The 18,493-nt window shown below is 70.9% G+C and carries 18 protein-coding genes; 7 read left to right on the forward strand and 11 right to left on the reverse strand.

Annotated features, from left to right (window positions below; genetic code table 11):
• Window positions 1-30: 30 nt before the first annotated feature.
• On the reverse strand, window positions 31-978 hold the full coding sequence (locus AC2RP6_RS15945) for a hydrogen peroxide-inducible genes activator (RefSeq protein ID WP_486446808.1): 948 nt from the start codon (window positions 976-978) through the stop codon (window positions 31-33).
• 137 nt (window positions 979-1,115) lie between these two features.
• Between AC2RP6_RS15945 and AC2RP6_RS15950 the strand changes: the two genes are divergently transcribed.
• Window positions 1,116-1,670, forward strand: a complete 555-nt coding sequence (locus tag AC2RP6_RS15950; RefSeq protein ID WP_350988186.1) for a peroxiredoxin — start codon at window positions 1,116-1,118, stop codon at window positions 1,668-1,670.
• 3 nt (window positions 1,671-1,673) lie between these two features.
• Window positions 1,674-2,210, forward strand: coding sequence for an alkyl hydroperoxide reductase (locus AC2RP6_RS15955; RefSeq protein ID WP_356812836.1), 537 nt, complete (start codon window positions 1,674-1,676; stop codon window positions 2,208-2,210).
• Between the two features lie 76 nt (window positions 2,211-2,286).
• Here the strand turns inward: AC2RP6_RS15955 and AC2RP6_RS15960 are convergent, their stop codons facing one another.
• From AC2RP6_RS15960 to AC2RP6_RS15980, 5 genes are all read right to left on the reverse strand, one after another.
• Entirely contained in the window at window positions 2,287-2,973 is a 687-nt protein-coding gene (locus tag AC2RP6_RS15960; protein ID WP_486446809.1) for a hypothetical protein, read from the reverse strand.
• A 71-nt stretch (window positions 2,974-3,044) separates the two neighbouring features.
• Window positions 3,045-4,439, reverse strand: a complete 1,395-nt coding sequence (locus AC2RP6_RS15965; protein WP_486446810.1) for an AI-2E family transporter — start codon at window positions 4,437-4,439, stop codon at window positions 3,045-3,047.
• 132 nt (window positions 4,440-4,571) lie between these two features.
• Window positions 4,572-5,264 (reverse strand): aggregation-promoting factor C-terminal-like domain-containing protein, encoded by a 693-nt coding sequence (locus AC2RP6_RS15970; RefSeq protein WP_486446811.1) that lies wholly within the window; start codon window positions 5,262-5,264, stop codon window positions 4,572-4,574.
• A gap of 446 nt (window positions 5,265-5,710) precedes the next feature.
• The gene (phoH2, locus tag AC2RP6_RS15975) at window positions 5,711-7,027 is read right to left on the reverse strand and encodes an RNA 5'-3' helicase PhoH2 (RefSeq protein ID WP_030029710.1); all 1,317 of its coding nucleotides are present in this window, start codon (window positions 7,025-7,027) and stop codon (window positions 5,711-5,713) included.
• A 330-nt stretch (window positions 7,028-7,357) separates the two neighbouring features.
• Window positions 7,358-8,119: an isoprenyl transferase gene (locus AC2RP6_RS15980; RefSeq protein WP_030829772.1), complete on the reverse strand. Its 762-nt coding sequence runs from the start codon at window positions 8,117-8,119 to the stop codon at window positions 7,358-7,360.
• A gap of 129 nt (window positions 8,120-8,248) precedes the next feature.
• Between AC2RP6_RS15980 and mgrA the strand changes: the two genes are divergently transcribed.
• Complete coding sequence (gene mgrA, locus AC2RP6_RS15985) at window positions 8,249-9,286, forward strand: L-glyceraldehyde 3-phosphate reductase (RefSeq protein WP_486446812.1); 1,038 nt, start codon at window positions 8,249-8,251, stop codon at window positions 9,284-9,286.
• Window positions 9,287-9,429: 143 nt separating this feature from the next.
• On the opposite strand, the gene AC2RP6_RS15990 is transcribed toward mgrA, so the two are convergent.
• Window positions 9,430-10,158 carry a prepilin peptidase gene (locus AC2RP6_RS15990; RefSeq protein ID WP_486446813.1) on the reverse strand — a complete coding sequence of 243 codons (729 nt, stop codon included), beginning with the start codon at window positions 10,156-10,158 and terminating at the stop codon, window positions 9,430-9,432.
• Between the two features lie 185 nt (window positions 10,159-10,343).
• On the opposite strand from AC2RP6_RS15990, the gene AC2RP6_RS15995 reads away from it, so the two are divergent.
• From AC2RP6_RS15995 to AC2RP6_RS16005, 3 genes are all read left to right on the forward strand, one after another.
• Window positions 10,344-10,700: a DUF192 domain-containing protein gene (locus tag AC2RP6_RS15995; protein WP_486446814.1), complete on the forward strand. Its 357-nt coding sequence runs from the start codon at window positions 10,344-10,346 to the stop codon at window positions 10,698-10,700.
• A 59-nt stretch (window positions 10,701-10,759) separates the two neighbouring features.
• Complete coding sequence (locus AC2RP6_RS16000; RefSeq protein ID WP_486446815.1) at window positions 10,760-11,377, forward strand: SMI1/KNR4 family protein; 618 nt, start codon at window positions 10,760-10,762, stop codon at window positions 11,375-11,377.
• A 298-nt stretch (window positions 11,378-11,675) separates the two neighbouring features.
• The gene (locus AC2RP6_RS16005) at window positions 11,676-12,962 is read left to right on the forward strand and encodes an extracellular solute-binding protein (protein WP_486446816.1); all 1,287 of its coding nucleotides are present in this window, start codon (window positions 11,676-11,678) and stop codon (window positions 12,960-12,962) included.
• A 287-nt stretch (window positions 12,963-13,249) separates the two neighbouring features.
• Here the strand turns inward: AC2RP6_RS16005 and AC2RP6_RS16010 are convergent, their stop codons facing one another.
• Window positions 13,250-13,873, reverse strand: a complete 624-nt coding sequence (locus tag AC2RP6_RS16010) for a hypothetical protein (protein WP_486446817.1) — start codon at window positions 13,871-13,873, stop codon at window positions 13,250-13,252.
• Window positions 13,874-14,016: 143 nt separating this feature from the next.
• On the opposite strand from AC2RP6_RS16010, the gene AC2RP6_RS16015 reads away from it, so the two are divergent.
• On the forward strand, window positions 14,017-15,153 hold the full coding sequence (locus AC2RP6_RS16015) for a serine hydrolase domain-containing protein (protein WP_486446818.1): 1,137 nt from the start codon (window positions 14,017-14,019) through the stop codon (window positions 15,151-15,153).
• A 1-nt stretch (window position 15,154) separates the two neighbouring features.
• Here the strand turns inward: AC2RP6_RS16015 and AC2RP6_RS16020 are convergent, their stop codons facing one another.
• The 3 genes from AC2RP6_RS16020 to AC2RP6_RS16030 form a co-directional block, all read right to left on the reverse strand.
• Window positions 15,155-15,484 (reverse strand): nuclear transport factor 2 family protein, encoded by a 330-nt coding sequence (locus tag AC2RP6_RS16020; RefSeq protein ID WP_486446819.1) that lies wholly within the window; start codon window positions 15,482-15,484, stop codon window positions 15,155-15,157.
• Window positions 15,485-15,672: 188 nt separating this feature from the next.
• The gene (locus AC2RP6_RS16025; RefSeq protein ID WP_486446820.1) at window positions 15,673-16,503 is read right to left on the reverse strand and encodes a polysaccharide deacetylase family protein; all 831 of its coding nucleotides are present in this window, start codon (window positions 16,501-16,503) and stop codon (window positions 15,673-15,675) included.
• A gap of 295 nt (window positions 16,504-16,798) precedes the next feature.
• Window positions 16,799-18,388 (reverse strand): MDR family MFS transporter, encoded by a 1,590-nt coding sequence (locus AC2RP6_RS16030; RefSeq protein ID WP_486446821.1) that lies wholly within the window; start codon window positions 18,386-18,388, stop codon window positions 16,799-16,801.
• Window positions 18,389-18,493: the final 105 nt, after the last annotated feature.

The raw sequence follows: 18,493 nt of genomic DNA on the forward strand, positions 1-18,493 counted from the left end.
GGTACGCCCGCTCCCCGCTCCCGCTCCCCGCTAGTCGGTGGGCCAGACGGGGAGCGGGCGTACGGCTTCGCGCAGGGCTGCGGCGATCGCCTCGAACTCCTCCTGGCGGGCGGTCCCCGTCCGCATGGCCAGGGCGATCCGCCGCGAGGGGGCGGGCTCGGCGAAGCAGCCCGTGGACAGGTACTCGTTGCGGGCGGTCTCCAGGCGCAGCGCGGTCCGCGGCAGCAGGGTCACCCCGAGGCCGCCGGCGACGAGCTGTACGAGCGTGGACAGTCCGGCGGCGGTCGTCGTGACGTCCGCCCCGGTGGTCCGCCCGGCCTCCCGGCAGATGTCGAGCGCCTGGTCCCGCAGGCAGTGGCCCTCGTCCAGCAACAGCAGCTGCAGGTCGCGCAGTTCGTCGAGGGGGATGTCACGGCGTCCGGCCAGCGCGTGCTCGCGAGGGGCGAGGAGGACGAAGTCCTCGTCGAAGAGGGGCAGTTCGGTGACGCCGGGGACACCGAGCGGCACCGCCAGCAGGAGCAGGTCCAGGCGCCCGGCGGCCAGCCCTTCCAGCAGCGAGCCGGTCTGCTCCTCGTGCACCTGGAGGTCCATCCCCGGCCAGCGGCGGTGGAACAGCCCGAGGACGGTCGGCAGCAGGTACGGCGCCACGGTGGGGATCACCCCCAGCCGAAGCATCCCGGTGAAGGGGGCCCGTACCGCCTCGGCCTCCTCCAGCAGTCCGCCGACGGCGTCGAGCACCACCTGCGCGCGGACGGCGATCCGCTCGCCCGCCGGGGAGAGGAGCACCTTGCGGGTGGTGCGTTCCAGCAGCTGCACACCGAGGGCCTCCTCCAGTGCGGACACGGCGCCGGAGAGGGCCGGCTGGCTCATGCCGATGGCCGCGGCCGCGTCGCGGAAGTGCAGGTGCTCGGCGACGGCCGCGAAGGCGCGCAGCTGAGCGAGAGTCGGTTGCTTCGCTCCCCTATTACCGACAGCCACTGATAGGTACCTCCGATCACCCACAGCAAGACTAGCTATTTCCATAATCAATGCAGGTTGTGCCAGCATGTGAGACACGTCCAACCCCATCGGAATGCCCCCAAAAGGGGTCAATTCCCCTTGAACAAGGAGAGCGCGTGCTCACTGTTGGTGACAAGTTCCCCGCCTTCGACCTGACCGCCTGCGTCTCGCTGGAGGCCGGTTCGGAGTTCGCGCAGATCGACCACAAGACCTACGAGGGCAAGTGGAAGGTCATCTTCGCGTGGCCGCTGGACTTCACCTTCGTGTGCCCGACGGAGATCGCCGCCTTCGGCAAGCTGAACGACGAGTTCGCCGACCGCGACGCGCAGGTCCTCGGCTTCTCCCTCGACTCCGAGTACGTGCACCACGCCTGGCGCAAGGACCACGCCGACCTGCGTGACCTGCCCTTCCCGATGATGTCGGACATCAAGCGCGAGCTCTCCGCAGAGCTGGGCATCCTCGGTGAGGACGGCCTGCCGATGCGCGCCGTGTTCGTCGTCGACCCCAACAACGAGATCCAGTTCTCGATGGTGACCGCCGGTTCCGTGGGCCGTAACCCCAAGGAGGTCCTGCGGGTCCTCGACGCCCTGCAGACCGACGAGCTGTGCCCCTGCAACTGGAACAAGGGCGACGCCACCATCGACGCCGGCGCGCTGCTGGCCGGTGAGTGACGGATGTCCCTCGACTCCCTGAAGGCGTCCGTCCCGGACTTCGCCAAGGACCTGAAGCTGAACCTCGGTTCGGTCATAGGCAACAGCGACCTGCCGCAGCAGCAGCTGTGGGGCACGGTCCTGTCCTGCGCGATCGCCGCCCGCTCCCCGCGCGTCCTGCGTGAGCTGGAGCCCGAGGCGAAGGCGAACCTCTCGCCGGAGGCGTACACCGCCGCCAAGTCCGCCGCCGCGGTCATGGCGATGAACAACGTCTTCTACCGCACGCGGCACCTGCTCTCCGACCCGGAGTACGGCACGCTGCGCGCGGGGCTGCGGATGAACGTCATCGGCAACCCGGGCGTGGAGAAGATCGACTTCGAGCTGTGGTCGCTCGCGGTCTCCGCGATCAACGGCTGCGGCCAGTGCCTCGACTCGCACGAGCAGGTCCTGCGCAAGGCGGGCGTCGACCGCGAGACGATCCAGGAGGCCTTCAAGATCGCCTCGGTGATCCAGGCCGTCGCGGTCACCCTCGACGCCGAGGCCGCCCTCGCCGGCGAGTAACGGCACCCCGTACGAGCACCGGGGCCCCGCCACCGATTCCGGTCGCGGGGCCCCGCGCTGTCCACCGCCCGCGCTGTCAGCCCTTGCGCAGCGCGGCCATCAGGGCCCGTACGTCCTCCACCATCGCTGCCTGGAGCGCCGCCGAGTCGCCCGGGGCGTTCCCGGCGGTGCCGCTGCCGTAGGCCTCGATCGTGAACACCGCGCCGCCGTGGAGCACCCTGAGCTGGACCGAGGAATCGCCGGGGCCCACGAAGACCACGGCGCGCTCCCCGAGGCCCTGCACCGACTCGGTGCGGCCCTCGCCGAGATCGGCGGCCATCCAGAGCGACGGCACGTCGAACTCGGGCCCGGGGTCGGTCTTCTTGTGCAGGTCGACCTGCGCCCGCACGGTGAGGGTGGGCGCCGTCTCGGCGTTGCGCAGCACGCAGATCGCCCCGCGCACGGCCGGGTGGTCGCTCTGCTGGTTCATCGGCCGGTACCGGTGCAGGTCCCCTGCGTTCCTGCCGAGCGCCTGCGCCCGGAAGTCCTCGCACAGGTTCTCCGTCGCCCGGTACCCGAGCTGCGGCGCGGCGAGCCGGTCCCCGAAGGCGTACAGTCCGCCCGCCCACACCGCCGAGGCGACCACGGCACCGGCCAGCGCCCACAGCCACGGCCGGCGGGCCTGCGCCGCGTCCTCCGTCCGTCCGCGCGGGGCGAGTTCCTCCGCCTGCTCCCCCGCCGGGCCGGTGTCGCCTGCGGTGTCGAGCTCCGGCTCGGTGATCATGTTCGTTCCCCCGTGTCGTGCCGCTGCGGACGCCACCGACGGTGGCGTCCGTTCCCGCTTCCTCGGCCCGGTCAGGGCCTGGGGGGCTCCTCCTCGTCGCCGGGCCCCGCGCCCAGCGCCGTCGCGCCGTGCGGTGCGGGGCCGACCATCCCGTGCCCGAGGTGGTGCTGTTCCCGCGAGTACGCCCTCAGGTATCCCACCACCGTGTTGGTGACGGCCACCAGCGGTACGGCGACCACCGCCCCTCCGATGCCCGCGATCATCCCGCCCGCGGCCACCGCGAGGACCACGGCGAGCGGGTGGACCCGTACCGCCCGGCCGAGGATGAACGGCTGGAGCACGTGCCCCTCGATCTGCTGCACCGCCAGGACCACCAGCAGCGTCATCAGGGCGGTGAACACGCCCTGGGTCACCAGCGCCACGACCACCGCCAGCGCGCCCGAGATGACCGCGCCGACCAGCGGGATGAAGGCGAACAGGAAGATGAACACGGCCAGCGGCACCGCCATCGGCACGTCCAGGAAGTACAGCCCCAGGCCGATGAAGATGGCGTCGATGAGGGCGACGATGACCGTCCCGCGGACGTACGCGGTCAGCGTGCGCCAGGCGCGCGGACCGGCGCCGGCGACTCCGGCGCGGGCGGCGGCCGGGACCAGGCCGAGCGCCCAGTTCCAGATGCGCTTGCCGTCGTAGAGCAGGAACAGCGTCGAGAACATCGCGAGCAGCATGCCCGTGAGGATCTCGACGAGGACCGTCACGCCCTGGAGTCCGGCGGAGGTGATCTGCTCGGTGTTGGTGCCGATGGTCTCGCTGAGGTTCTTCGCGATGTCGTTGATCTGCTTCTCGGTCACGTGGAACGGACTGTCCAGTGCCCAGAGTTTGAGTTCGTTGATGCCGTCGCGGACCCGGTCGGACAGGTCGTCGAGGTTCTCCATGACCTGCCAGACCACGAACCAGCCGACGAGCCCGATGACGACGAAGCCGAGCACCGCGGTGACGGCCGTGGCCAGCCCGCGCGGCATGCCCAGCCTGCGCAGCCGCACGACGAAGGGCTGGAGCATCGCGGTGACGAGCATGGCGGCCGCGAAGGCGAGGACGACCAGGCGGACTTCGCTGATCACCTTCATCAGCACCCAGAGCATCCCGGCGAGCAGCAGCAGCCGCCAGCTGGCCTCGGCGGCCACGCGCATGCCCCAGGGGACCACGCTCGCCGGATCGGGCCGCTCGGGGCGCTCGTAGCGCACGGGGGCGCCCGGGGAGGCAGCGCGCCCCTGCGCGGGTGCGTCGGACCGCTCGTCGGCCGCCGGGGCCTCCCCTGCGGCCGGTGCCTTCGTGGTCGGCCCCGACCGCGCGGGCAGGTCGCCGCCGGTCTCGGCCTCGACCTCGGCGCGCCGCTCGTTGAGCCGCGCCTCCATCGCGTTCAGCCTGTTGCCCAGCCGGCCGAGCCAGCCTTCTCTCTTCGCCATGTCAGCTTCCTTCCCCCGTCCCCCCGATCTACCGGGACACCCCGATGACCGTACACGCGAGGAGCCCCGCACCGTACGACGGTGCGGGGCTGCCCGGGGTCGAGCTGTGGCGCCGCGGTGCGGCGGCGGCCGTCAGTACCAGCCGTTGGCCTGGTGGAAGCTCCACGCGGCGCAGGGGCTGCCGTAGCGGTCTTCCATGTAGTTCAGGCCCCACTTGATCTGCGTGGCGGGGTTGGTGCGCCAGTCCGCGCCGGCCGAGGCCATCTTCGAACCGGGGAGCGCCTGGACCAGACCGTAGGCCCCGGAGGACTTGTTCACGGCCAGGTAGTTCCAGGTGGACTCCTGGTTGATGATGTTCGAGAAGCACTGGAACTGGCCGGCCGGGACCATCTGCTGGGCGATGGCCTTGACCTGAGCGACCGTGTAGGAGCTCTGGACGGCGAAGTCACCGGCGTCGCGGGCGGCGGAACGGCTGGCGACTTCCTTCGCCTCGCGTTCCTTCTTCGCCTTCTCGTCGGCGGCCTTCTGCGCCTCGGCCTTCTTGGACTTGGCGTCCTCGGCGGCCTGGACGCGCGCGGCTTCCTCGGCCGAGCGCTTGGCGTCGGCGTCGGCGGCGTGCGCGATGGTGTCGGCCTGCTGCGTCAGGGACGCGCTCTGGACCTGCGCCTGGTCGCCGACCGGGATGTCTGCGAGGAGGGTCGCCCCGGACGCGGTCGTCTCGAGATCGTTCGTGGGGTCGCCGGTGGCAACGCCCACGACTGCGCCGACGGTGGTGACCGCGGTGGCCGAAGCCACTGCGAACCCCCGGACCGAGATCCGGCTCACACGGTGTCCTTCCAGCAGCGTCCGCAGTGACCGCGCGGGCGCAAAAGTGCCCTCGACTCTGGCCTCCGTGGTTCTACGGTCACTGGAGGCGCGGGCCCGTGGGCAACTCCCCTGCGGGGGCTGCCGCGTGTAGCTCCGGGCGGCATACGGCCATCGGTTGTGGAGTTGTGGTGCTGCGCGTACCTCACGGGAGATACAGGTGTGCCGTATGCGGGGCCTGACGGAAACCAGACTCTGCCGGACCTCGACACCGCAAGGCAATTCTCCGTTGCGTGGGAAAGGTCACACCTGGCATGTCGCCATCGATTTCCTCAAAGGGCTGTGCAGCGCGACGCCGCCCGGCTAGGCTCTGGGGCCTTTGCCGGGCGGCGCCAACTCGCCTTCCCGCTATGGGGTTTTTGACCGGTTCAGCCACCCTGACGGGTGGCCCCGCGGGCCCGCCCGGGTCAGAGGGTCTCCAGCATCTCGGTGACCAGGGCGGCGATCGGGGAGCGCTCGGAACGCGTCAGCGTGACGTGCGCGAAGAGCGGATGCCCCTTCAGCTTCTCGACCACGGCGACGACTCCGTCGTACCGGCCGACCCGGAGGTTGTCCCGCTGGGCGACGTCGTGGGTCAGAACGACCCGCGAATTGGCGCCGATCCGGGACAGAACGGTCAACAGCACGTTCCGCTCCAGCGACTGCGCCTCGTCCACGATCACGAAAGCGTCGTGGAGCGAGCGGCCGCGGATGTGCGTGAGCGGAAGGACCTCCAGCATCCCGCGGTTCAGGACCTCCTCGATGACCTCGCGTCCGGCGACCGACGAGAGCGTGTCGAAGACCGCCTGCGCCCAGGGACTCATCTTCTCGGAGGCGTCGCCCGGCAGGTAGCCGAGGTCCTGGCCGCCCACCGCGTACAGCGGCCGGAAGACCATCACCTTCTGATGCTGCCTGCGCTCCAGCACCGCCTCCAGGCCGGCGCACAGCGCCAGCGCGGACTTGCCGGTGCCGGCCCGGCCGCCCATCGAGATGATGCCGATCTCGGGATCGAGCAGGAGGTCCAGCGCGATGCGCTGCTCGGCGCTGCGCCCGTGCAGCCCGAAGGCGTCGCGGTCGCCCCGTACGAGCTTGACGTTGCCGTCCGCGGTGACCCGGCCCAGGGCCTTGCCGCGCTCGGACTGCAGGACCAGTCCGGTGTGCACGGGCAGTTCCGCGGCCTCCGGGACGTAGAGCCGCTCCTCCGAGTAGAGGAGGTCGACCTGCTCCCCGGAGAGGCCGATCTCGCTCATGCCGGTCCAGCCGCCGTCGGTGATCGCGAGTTCCGCGCGGTACTCCTCCGCGATCAGCCCCACGGAGGAGGCCTTGATGCGCAGCGGGAGATCCTTCGAGACGACCGTGACGTCGTAGCCCTCGGCCTGGAGGTTGCGGGCGACCGCGAGGATCCGCGAGTCGTTGTCCCCCAGCCGGAAGCCGGCGGGCAGGACGCCCGGGTCGGAGTGGTTGAGCTCGACGCGCAGCGTGCCGCCCAGATCGCCCAGCGGGATGGGGGCGTCCAGGCGACCGTTGCGAACCCGGAAGTCGTCGAGCAGGCGCAGGGCCTGGCGCGCGAAGTAGCCGAGTTCGGGATGGTGCCTCTTTGCCTCCAGCTCGGTGATCACCACGATCGGGAGCACGACCTCGTGCTCGTCGAAGCGGGAGATCGCATTGGGGTCTGCCAGCAGGACGCTGGTGTCGAGGACGTAGGTCCGCCTGTCTGACAGGCGGCGCTTAGTGCTGGTCACCACGGAAGGACGTACCCCCTCGGAAGAGGTCGGGCCATGAAGACCGGACCGGTCATCGGCACCCATGCCAGGGCCGATTTCCGGCCCTCCACTGCGTCCGTGCGAACCGCACGTGCGTCCTGGTGCAAAGGGCCTCCCGGGCGGACGGCCCCATGCCGTCCGCTGAGACTCGACACCCGTGGATCGGGCATCGACCTGAAAGGGATATTCCCCGAACAGGCCAGGACATGCCATGGCATATGACGGACGCTCGGTGAATCCCTGGTGAAGGCTTCGAGCGGAGGGGACGGCGTGACCGAGGGGCCCTTCGTGGCCGGAACCCCTCAGGGGGCGTCAGGTGCCGTAGCGCCGGTGGCGGGCGGCGTAGTCGCGCAGCGCCCGCAGGAAGTCGACCTTGCGGAAGGCCGGCCAGAAGACCTCGCAGAAGTAGTACTCGGAGTGCGCGCTCTGCCACAGCATGAATCCGGACAGCCGCTGCTCGCCGCTGGTGCGGATCACGAGGTCCGGGTCGGGCTGACCGCGGGTGTAGAGGTGCTCGGCGATGTGGTCGATGTCGAGGATCTCGGCGAGTTCCTCGAAGGAGGTGCCCTTGCGGGCGTGCTCCAGGAGCAGGGATCGGACCGCGTCGGCGATCTCCTGGCGGCCGCCGTAGCCGACGGCGACGTTGACGAGTATTCCGTCGACGTCGTGGGTGGCCTGCTCGGCCTCCTTCAGGACCCGCTGCGTACCGGCGGGCAGGATGTCGAGGTTGCCGACGTGGTGGACGCGCCAGCGGCCGTCCGCGGCGAGGCCCCGCACGGTGTTCTCGATGATGTTGAGCAGGGGGCGGAGCTCGACCTCGGGCCGGTCCAGGTTGTCCGTGGAGAGCATCCACAGGGTGACGACCTCGACGTCCGTCTCGGTGCACCAGCCGAGCATCTCGGAGATCTTGTCGGCCCCGGCCTGGTGGCCCTGCTCGGTCGTACCTCCGGACGCCTTCGCCCAGCGACGGTTCCCGTCCAGGATGACGCCGATGTGCTTGGGCGCCGCGTCGTGGTCGAGGCGGCCTTCCACCCGGCGTGCGTAAAGCCTGTACACCAGGTCGCGCAGCTTCACGATCTTCCAGCCCCTCCGTGCCTTGCCCCCGTGCGAAATGCGGTCCCACCCCCGAGGCCGCCACATTACTGCGCGCCGGGATCGGGTACCCAACTCGGTCTGTCACAACTCCGTGATAGGGAGGACAACGTGACTGATACCAATCCCTATCGGGCAGAGCCCTCGCGCTACGACTCCATGGAGTACCGGCGCACCGGCCACAGCGGCCTCAAGCTCCCCGCCATCTCCCTCGGCCTCTGGCACAACTTCGGCGACGACCGGTCGCTGGAGTCCCAGCGGGCGATCCTGCGCCGCGCCTTCGACCTCGGCGTCACCCACTTCGACCTCGCGAACAACTACGGGCCGCCGCCCGGCTCGGCCGAGCTGAACTTCGGCAAGATCTTCGCGCAGGACTTCGCGTCCTACCGCGACGAGCTGATCCTGTCGACCAAGGCGGGCTACCTGATGCACCCCGGGCCGTACGGCGAATGGGGCAGCCGCAAGTACCTGCTCAGCTCGCTCGACGCGTCGCTGAAGCGGATGGGCGTCGACTACGTCGACATCTTCTACTCGCACCGCTTCGACCCGCAGACCCCGCTGGAGGAGACCATGGGCGCCCTCGCGTCCGCGGTCCAGCAGGGCAAGGCGCTCTACGTCGGGGTCTCCTCCTACACGGCCGAGCAGACGGCCGAGGCCGTGCGGATCCTGCGCGGGCTGGGCGTGCGCCCGCTCATCCACCAGCCCTCGTACTCCATGATCAACCGCTGGACGGAGGAGGACGGCCTGCTGGACGCCCTGGAGGACGCCGGCATGGGGTGCATCTCCTTCGCCCCGCTCGCACAGGGCCTGCTGACCGACAAGTACCTCAAGGGGATCCCGGCCGACTCCCGCGCCGCCCAGGGCAAGTCGCTCAACCCGGACCTGCTCTCGGACGACGTGCTGCGCCGGCTCGCCGGGCTGAACGAGATCGCATCCCGCCGCGGCCAGTCGCTGGCCCAGCTCGCGCTCACGTGGGTGCTGCGCGACGAGCGGATGACCTCGGCCCTGATCGGCGCGTCGAGCGTCCGTCAGCTGGAGCAGAACGTGGCCGCCCTGGCCGGTGCGCCGCTCTCCGAGGAGGAGCTGAAGGAGATCGACTCCTTCGCGGTGTCCACGCCCGGCACGAACATCTGGGCCCAGCGCGGCTGACCTGCATTTTTGCCCCAACACCCGGGCGGGGGACGGGTGAACGAAAAACGGGCCGGTCCGTGGGGGGGATACGGACCGGCCCGAGGGGGGGGGTTCCACCATAACCCTTCGTAAAGCATGCTGCGTGCATCGGCGCGCAATGATTACGCTCCGAAACCACCCAGCAGCACTCCGGTGAGTGCTCCGGCGGCCATGAAGGGGCCGAAGGCGAACCCCTGCTCACGGGTCGCGGAGCCGCGCAGGAGCAGGGTCAGGCCGTACAGCGCGCCGTAGAGCAGGCCGAGGAAGGCACCTGCGGCCCATACCCCCCACCCGTACCACCCAAGAGCGACCCCCAGGGAGAGCGCGAGCTTGACGTCGCCGAAGCCCATGCCGGCGGGGTTGATCAGGTGGAGCACCAGGTACGCGGCTCCCAGCGCGCCCCCTCCCAGCAGCGCGAGCCGCCAGGACCCGGCCGAGCCGGGCAGCAGGGCGGCGAGCCCGAGCAGGGCGGCCGCTCCGGCGGCGAGCGGCAGGGTCAGTACGTCGGGCAGCCGGTGCACGGCCCGGTCGACGAGCGCGAGCAGGACCAGGAGCGGGGCCAGGGCCGCGTACGCCGCCGCCTCGGGCCGCGGTCCGACGGCCGCGGCGATCAGGGCGCAGGCCCCCGCGGCGAGGACGGACGGGAGCGCGGCCCGCGGCCCGTACCGGTGCGCGGGCCGGGGCGGGCGGCAGCGGGCCGGGCCGAGCCAGCCGCGCAGCGGGTGCCCCTGGGGGCAGTGCTCCCGCCAGGGGGCGCCGGGTTCCACGGACAGCCGGTAGGCCGCGCGCGGCAGCAGCAGCCCGGCGGCCACGCCGTACCCGGCGGCGAGAACGATCACGACCACACCCATCCGGCGAAGGTAGCGCTCGCCCCCGGGGCCGCCGTACCGATCGGGCCGGATCCGGACGCCGGGGCACGCGAGCCCGGGAGGCGACGCGGAGCGTCGGCGACCGACGACGACGCGGCAAGGCGCGGCACCGGGCGGGCCGGGCCCGGCCATGATCCGTCGGACACCCCCTGGCTAGGGTGGCCGCCATGGCGTACTGGCATGACGGGCCCGCCGTGTTGCGGGTCGGCACGGACCCGACCCGGATCCCGCTGGAGGTCGCCGCCTCGTACCGGGCGAGGACGCGCGGTCTGCTCGGGCGGGACGGGATCGAGGGGGCGATGCTGCTGACCCCCGCGGCGAGCGTGCACACCTTCCGGATGCGGTTCCCGATCGACGTGGCGTACCTGGACCGGAACCTGCGCGTGCTCGGGGTGGTCACCATGGCTCCCGGCCGGATCGGGCTGCCGCGGATGCGCGCCCGGCACGTCCTGGAGGCGGCGGCCGGAGCCATGGCCGGGTGGGGCCTGGCGACCGGGACCACGCTGGAGGTGGACACCCCCTAGGGGGTGGGCGCCCGGCGGAGTAGGTTGGGGCGGTTGAGCTGGGGCGTCAGGGGAGCGGCATGACGGAGAACGCGCGGATCAAGGCGCTGGAGCAGATCATGCCGGCGACGCACGGCGCCGACGAGGACATCGACTGGCCCGCGGCCGAGAAGGCCTGGGGGACCCGCTTCCCGGCCGACTTCATCGCGTTCATGGGCCGGTTCGGCGCCGGCTCCATCAACGGCGAGGCCAGCATCCTGCTGCCGCTGCCCAAGCCCGGGCTCCAGTGGGACCCGGCCGAGATGGCCGAGGAGACGGACAACGCCCGGCAGATGTGGGAGGCGGAGGGCGGTCGTTCGGCCTTCGACGTGGACCCGGAGTCGATCATCGCCTGGGGTGTCACCGGCGGCTCGGACATCCTGTGCTGGCTGACCTCCGACCCGGACCCGGAGCGCTGGCCGGTCCTGGTGTGCGGACGGCACACCGCCGACTCCTTCGCCGTGTACCCGTACGGCATGGCCGAGTTCCTCCACCGGCTCTGCTCCGACGAGTTCGACGTGAGCCCGGTCAGCATCACCTTCTGGGACGGCGGCCGTCTGAGCTTCGTGCACTGGCGCAAGGCGCAGCGCCGCTGGCAGGAGGGCCGCAACCCGGAGACGGGCGAGCCCGACCCGTACGCGGGCGAGTTCGCCGACTGACCGGCCGCCGCCCGGCGCACCCCGCCCACCCGGCGCACCCGCCACCCGATGGAGCCCGTTTCCCGACCGGAAACGGGCTTTTCGCATGTCTACGCGCGTCCACTTTCTGGACCACATATCGGAAAACACCATTCGCAAAAGTGCCGGTTGGAGCATTGAACACAAGTGCGGACCCAATGGAATCAACCACCCCTCCCGCAGGAGAGAATTCCGGCCAACGGGCCATCGAGGGATCAGCCGGCTCGGAGCAACCCATAAGTAATAACGGGACACAAAAGAAATTCAGGGGAACAGACCCGTGCGACGGAGAATTTTCGGCACGACCGCCACCGCGGCCGTGCTCGGTCTGCTGGTACCGCTGTCCGGATGCGGCGGTTCGGGAGACGACGCAGGTGACGGCGGCACGTTGCGACTGGTCGCCGCCGAATACGGCGACAGTCCGGCCACCAGTTCCAAGCCCTTCTGGGAGAAGGTGACGACGGATTTCACCAAGGAGAACCCGGGAATCAAGGTCGAGGTCGAACTCCTGCCGTGGGCCGACATCGACCGGGAGGTCTCCCGCATGGTCAAGGCCGGCAAGGCGCCGGACATGGCGCTCATGGGTTCTTACTCGGACTTCGCCGCCCGGGGTGAGCTCTATCCCGCGGACGAACTCCTCTCGGTCACCGCCGAGGCGAATTTCCTCCAGCCACTGGCCGACGCCGGCTCGGTGGGCAGCACCCTCTACGGCCTGCCCTTCGTGGCGAGCAGCCGCCTGCTCTTCTACAACGAGGCGCTGTTCGCCAAGGCGGGCATCAAGGAGGCCCCGAAGACCTGGTCCGACCTCAAGGCCGCCGCCAAGGCGCTCAAGGACAAGGGCGTGAAGTACCCGTACGCCCTGCCGCTGGGCCCGGAGGAGGCGCACGCCGAGGCGATGATCTGGGAGCTGAGCGGAGGCGGCGGCTACGCCGACAGCAGCGGCAACTACAGCCTGGCCTCCGACCAGAACATCAAGACCTGGGAGTGGGTCAAGGCCAACATGGTCGCGACCGGGTACACCGGCCCGACGGCCCCGTCCCAGCTGAACCGGGCCGAAGCCTTCGCCGCGTTCACGCGCGGCGAGGTCGGCATGCTCAACGGCTACCCCTCGCTCGCCCACGAGGCGCGCGCCAAGGGCATCGGGGTCGTCACCACCGCCATGCCCGTCGCGGACGACCTCGGCACCGGGGAGACCCCGCCGGCCGTCGGCGTGGCCGACTGGATGATGGCCTTCAAGCAGAACGGCAAGCGGGCGGAGATCGGGAAGTTCCTGGACTTCGTCTACCAGGACAAGAACCTGTCCGACTTCGCCAGCCGCTACCACCTGCTGCCGTCCACCGTGACCGCCTCGCGCACCCCGGCCGGCGGCGGTCTCGACAAGAACGACCAGCAGTTCCTCAACGCGCTGCGCGGCGCCCAGCTCTACCCGGTCAACGACCCCGCCTGGGTGACGGTCAGCGACACCATCAAGCGCAACATCGGGCGCGCCGTGGAACCGACCGGCGACCCCAAGGGCGTCCTGGAGGGCATCGCCGCGCAGGCTGCCCAGGCCTCCAAGAAGCACTGAGACGCTGAGAGCGCCGAGAACACCGAGAGCGTCGAAGTCCCGCACGACACGGGACCTTCGGCCCGGGCCGCAGACCACCCCGTGCGGCACCATGGCCACTACGGCACTTGATCCAAGGCCGCGGCCCAGTCGCCCGCCGAGCACTCACGAGGTGCGCGGGGCGGCCGGTCCCCGAAGGGTCGGTCCCGGGTGACGGTCCCGAAGGACGGTCCGGAGCGACGGCCCGGGCGACGGCCCCGCAGCACGCTTCCGAAGGGACGCCCCGGCCTGCGGTCCCGGCGCGGGCGTCAGCGCTGCTTCCCGTGGTCCTGGGAGAAGGCCGTCCGGTACTGCTCGCAGCTGGAGTTCCAGCGCAGGGAGCCCGTGAGCGTCCCGTAGCCCGAGCGGGTCACCGACCACTGCACCGTGTACTCACCGGTGTCGCAGGCGATCCGCCGGTCCCCCGCGATCTTCTCGCGCCCCGTCGCCGGCTTGCCGTGCAGTTCCCTGTGCACTTCGGCGACCGTCGACCGGTCCGCGCGGCGCAGTACGGCGTGCACCACGATCGGGTGCTCGCCCTCCTTGACCGTCACCGCCTTCTTCACCACCGTCGAGTCCGACACCGACCAGGCGAACTCGTACGAGGGCTGCCACGCCAGCGTCTTCGGGTCGCCGGTCCTGCGCTCGTAGTCGGGCGCGGCCGCGGGGCCGGGGCGGCTGACCGTCTTGTACTGGACCCCCGGGTGGAAGCGGAACTGCCCTTCCACCTTGTGCATTTCGTCCTCGGTCCACATCGACTTCATGGTCTTCTCGCCGCCCGCCGGGTCCTGGAGGTACGCGCCCTCCGCGGCGGTGGCCTGCTGGACGAGGACGGGGGCGAGGGCCGCGGCGGCGGTGACCAGGGCGAGAGCGGCGGTGCGGGTGCGCTTCATGCCGGGACCAACGGCACCCCGGCGCGGGCCGGAACGACGCGGCACGGCCTTTCACCCGTACGGGAGCCGGTGATCACCGGAATATCCGATGATCCACTTCGGTTCGGGAGCTGCGGAACGACGATCCGATCCGAGGGGACGCAATGAGCGCGAACGGTGTGGGCGGCACGGTGGCGGCCGGGTGGGAGCGGGTACGGGAGGAGTTCGAGGCGTTCGCGGCGGCGGAGCCGCACTCGCCCGAGGCCCAGCTCGCCGTCCACCACCGGGGGCGGCGCGTCGTCGACCTGTGGGCCGGCGAGGACACCGACGGCGACACGCTGAGCGGGGTCTACTCGATCACCAAGGGTGCCGCGCACCTGGTGGTGGCGCTGCTCGTGCAGGACGGCACGCTGGATCTGGACCGGCGGGTGTCGGCGTACTGGCCGGAGTTCACCGGGTACGGCAAGGAGCGGCTGACGCTGCGCCAGCTGATCAGCCACCGGGCGGGGCTGATCGGCGTGGACGGCGGCTTCGACTACGACGAGATCGCGGACGACGCGCTGATCGCGGCCCGCCTGGCCGGGCAGAAGCCGTACTGGGAGCCGGGGACGGCGTACGGCTACCACGCCTTCGTGATCGGCGCCCTGACCGGCGAGGTCGTGCGGCGCGCGACGGGCAGGTCACTGCAGGAGGTGTACGAGGAGCGCGTGCGCGCCCCCTACGGGCTCGATCTCTACATGGGGCTTCCGGCGTCCCGGGAGGCCCGCTGGAAGCCCGTCCTGGAAATGCTGCCGACGCCCGAGCAGGCCGCGGCGCAGGCGGCGGCCGGTCCGGTGCCGGAGTTGCTGGCGGTGGCCTTCAACTGGCACCGGGAGCCGCCGATGAACCTGGTCACCCACGCCAACCACCCGCGGACGCGGGAACTCGGCCCCGCCTCGGCGGGCGGGATCGGTTCGGCGCGCGGCGTCGCGGGCCTGTACGCGGCTGCGATCGGCGAGGTGGGGGGCCGGGCCGCACTGCTGGAGCCGCAGACGGCGGCGGAGTTCGCACGGCTGCAGACGCCGGGCCAGGAGGTGCTGACCGGGGAGTGGGACCACTTCGGGCTGGGTTTCGAGCGGCAGCACGCGGTCGGGCCGCTGGCCTTCGGGCACTGCGGCGCGGCGGGCGGGCAGGGTTTCGCCGACCCGGTGACGGGGATCGCGTACGGGTACACGCGCCGCCGCTTCGGCTTCCCGGGCGGGATCGCCCCGGAGAACGGGCGCCTGACAGCGGCGGTGCTGGAGGTGGCTCGGGCGCTCTGAGTCAGGCCTGGCCGGTCTCGAAGCGGCTGATGCGGCCGCCGCCGGGGGCGACGGTGAAGCGCCAGGCGGTGCGCATCTCGCCCCACGTGTCGTTGCGGTAGTTGACGACGAGAGAGCTGCCGGCGTCGGACTCGGACTGGACGTCCATGTGACCGCGGGAGTTGAAGATCTCCCGGTCGATCCACTCGTGGAGGTCGCGCTCCGTTCCGTCGTCGGACATGGTCGCGTCGGCGGTGAGCAGCTTGAGGAAGGCGTCCTTGTCGTGCGCGTTGACGGCGGCGACGAGGGCGCCGACCACGGGGTCGGACAGCTTGGCGGGGGCGATGGCCACGGGAGCCTCCTGGTCGGGCGTACGTGCGGGTGCGGGCGTGGCTGCAGGGTGCGCGCGTACGTGCGGGGTGCGTGCGTGCGGGGTGCGTGCGTGCCCGACCAGGTAACAACGCGGGTGCTTCCGTGTCGTCGACCCTCACCCGTTCGCGCGGCGGACGGCGTGTCAGGGGCGGGTGGCGGCGGCGCGGCTCACGGGGCGTCGGGTGCGGTGCGGACCGGGAAGCCGGTCGGGCGGCCCTGGTCGCGGAGCCAGGCCAGGACCTGGTCGAGGGCCTCGACGGTCTGGGCCCGGTTGCCGCCGCCGTCGTGGAAGAGGACGGTCGGGCCGTTGCCCATCTCGCGTTTGACGGCGTCGACGATGGCGGCCGTGCCCGGTTTCTCGAAGTCCTTGGTGTCGACGTTCCAGCCGAGCGGGCGCATCCCGTTCGCCGCGGCGATGCGCCGGCTGTCGGGGGTGAAGGCGCCGCCGGGGGCCCGGTAGTACTCGACCTTCGCGCCGTCGCCGGCGGCCTCCTCGATGAGCTTCTTGGCGTCGAGGATCTGTCGTTCCTGGAAGTCGACGGGCTTCTTGTCCATGGCCGTGTCGTGGTCCATGGTGTGGTCGCAGAGCCGGTGGCCGGCCGCGACCACCTTCTTGACGAGGTCCGGGTGCGCCCTGGCGCGCGGGCCGACCATGCAGAAGGTCGCCTTCACGCCGTGCTCGCGCAGGACGTCGAGCACTGCGGGGGTCCAGCGGGGGTCGGGGCCGTCGTCGATGGTGATGTTGACGGCGTTCCCGCCGCTCTCGGAGGAGTGGGCTATGCCCTCGGGTATCCCGTTCGGCCGCTGCCCGGGTCCGCCCGCCCGGCCGTGGCCGGACCGGTCGCCGCCTTCGGGTCGGGAGACGTTCTGGCGGGCGGCCGCTCCCGCGCTGCCCGGTTGCACGAGGGTCGCCACTCCCCAGGCCGTCGCCGTCACGGCGAGGGCCGACGCGACGACGGCCGTACCGGCCCGGACACCCTTCTTGTTCGTGTGCGCCATGAATCCCATGAACCGTCCACTCCCCATCTGCCGTGCGAGCGTTCCGTGGATCAGGACGTTCGTCGCCTCAGAGGAGTTCCAGCCAAATCACCCATAAATTCCCCGTAATGGGACTGACAGGACCGATGGGACTGACAGGACCGATGGGGCTGATGGGACGTCGGTCCTCGATCGCCCGGAGCTCCTTCCCGGCCCGGTCGCGGGGAAAACGCCCGGCCCCGGCGGACTCGTCGTCCGCCGGGGCCGGGATGGTCGCAGGTGCGGTTGCCCGCCTGCGTGCGCGGTCAGTGCGCGGTCAGTGCGCGAGGGACTCCTGCGCCGCCGGGGCTGACTTGCCGTCGGCCGGGGCCGCGGCGGGAGCCGGACCGGCACCGCGCAGCGGGACCTCCTTGACGAACCAGGCCGCCAGGAAGCCCAGTACGGCGACGCCCGCGCCGAGCAGGAACGCCGAGTGCGTACCGGCGGCCACCGCGTGCTGGTAGGCCTCGCGCACGGCCTCGGGCAGCTTGGCCAGGCTCGCCGCGTCCAACTGGGCGGATCCCGCGGCCGAAGCGGCCTCGGGGCCCAGGCGCTCGGACATGGTGTCCGTGACGCGGGAGGTGAAGAGCGAGCCCATCAGCGCCACGCCGAAGGAGCCGCCGAGCGTACGGAAGAGGGTCGCCGAGGAGGACGCGACGCCCATGTCCTTCATGTCGACGCTGTTCTGCGCGACCAGCATGGTGATCTGCATCAGGAAGCCGAGTCCGGCGCCGAGGACGGCCATGTAGAGGCCGGAGACCAGGCGGGTGGTGCCGGTGTCCATGGTGGCGAGGAGGAACATCCCGACGACCATCAGGCCGCCGCCGACGATCGGGAAGATCTTGTACTTGCCGCTGCTGGTGGTGACGCGTCCGGCGATCAGCGAGACGGCCATCATCGAGAGCAGCATGGGCAGGAGCAGCAGCCCGGAGTTGGTGGCGGAGGCGCCCTGCACCGACTGCTGGAACAGCGGGAGGTAGAGCACGCCGCCGAACATGGCGAAGCCGACCAGGAAGCCGATCACGGACATCAGGGTGAAGTTGCGGCTGCGGAAGATGTGCAGCGGCATGACGGGCTCGGCCGCCCGGGTCTCCACGTAGAGGAACGCGGCGGTCGACAGCACGCCGACGGCGACGAGGCCGAGGATCTGGGCGGAGCCCCAGGCGTACTCGTTGCCGCCCCACGTCGTGACGAGCACGGTGGAGGTGATGGCGACGGTCAGGAGGGCCGCACCGAGGTAGTCGATCTTCGGGCGCTGTCGCTCGGGGTGCTTGGGCAGGTGCAGCACGGCGGTCACCATGGCCAGGGCCACGGCGCCGAGGGGCAGGTTGATGTAGAAGGACCAGCGCCAGCCCATGTGGTCGGTGATGGTGCCGCCGACGAGCGGGCCGCCGATCATGGCGAGGGCCATCACGCCGGCCATCATGCCCTGGTACTTGCCGCGTTCGCGGGGCGGGATCAGGTCGCCGATGATCGCCATGACGCCGACCATGAGACCGCCGGCGCCGAGGCCCTGGATCGCGCGGAAGCCGATGAGCTGACCCATGTCCTGGGCCATGCCGCTGAGCGCGGAGCCGATCAGGAAGATGACGATCGAGGTGAGGAAGGAGCCCTTCCGGCCGTACATGTCGCCGATCTTGCCCCAGATGGGGGTGGAGGCGGCCGTGGCCAGGGTGTATGCGGTCACCACCCAGGACAGGTGCTCCAGGCCGCCGAGTTCGCCGACGATGGTGGGCATCGCCGTGCCGATGATCATGTTGTCGAGCATCGCCAGCAACATTGCGATCATGAGGGCCATGAGGACGACCCGCACGCTGCGTGGCTTCACCTCCTGCGAGGTCTCCGCGGGCTTGCTTGTCTCCACCATTTCCTGTCCACTCCCCTGGGCACTACCTGCCGGATCGGCACTTACTTGCCGCCCGGCTAGTTCACTACACTGGGGACCGTAGACCCGTAACTTGCCGGGCGTCAA

Source organism: Streptomyces sp. WAC03905 (genome assembly GCF_057371075.1).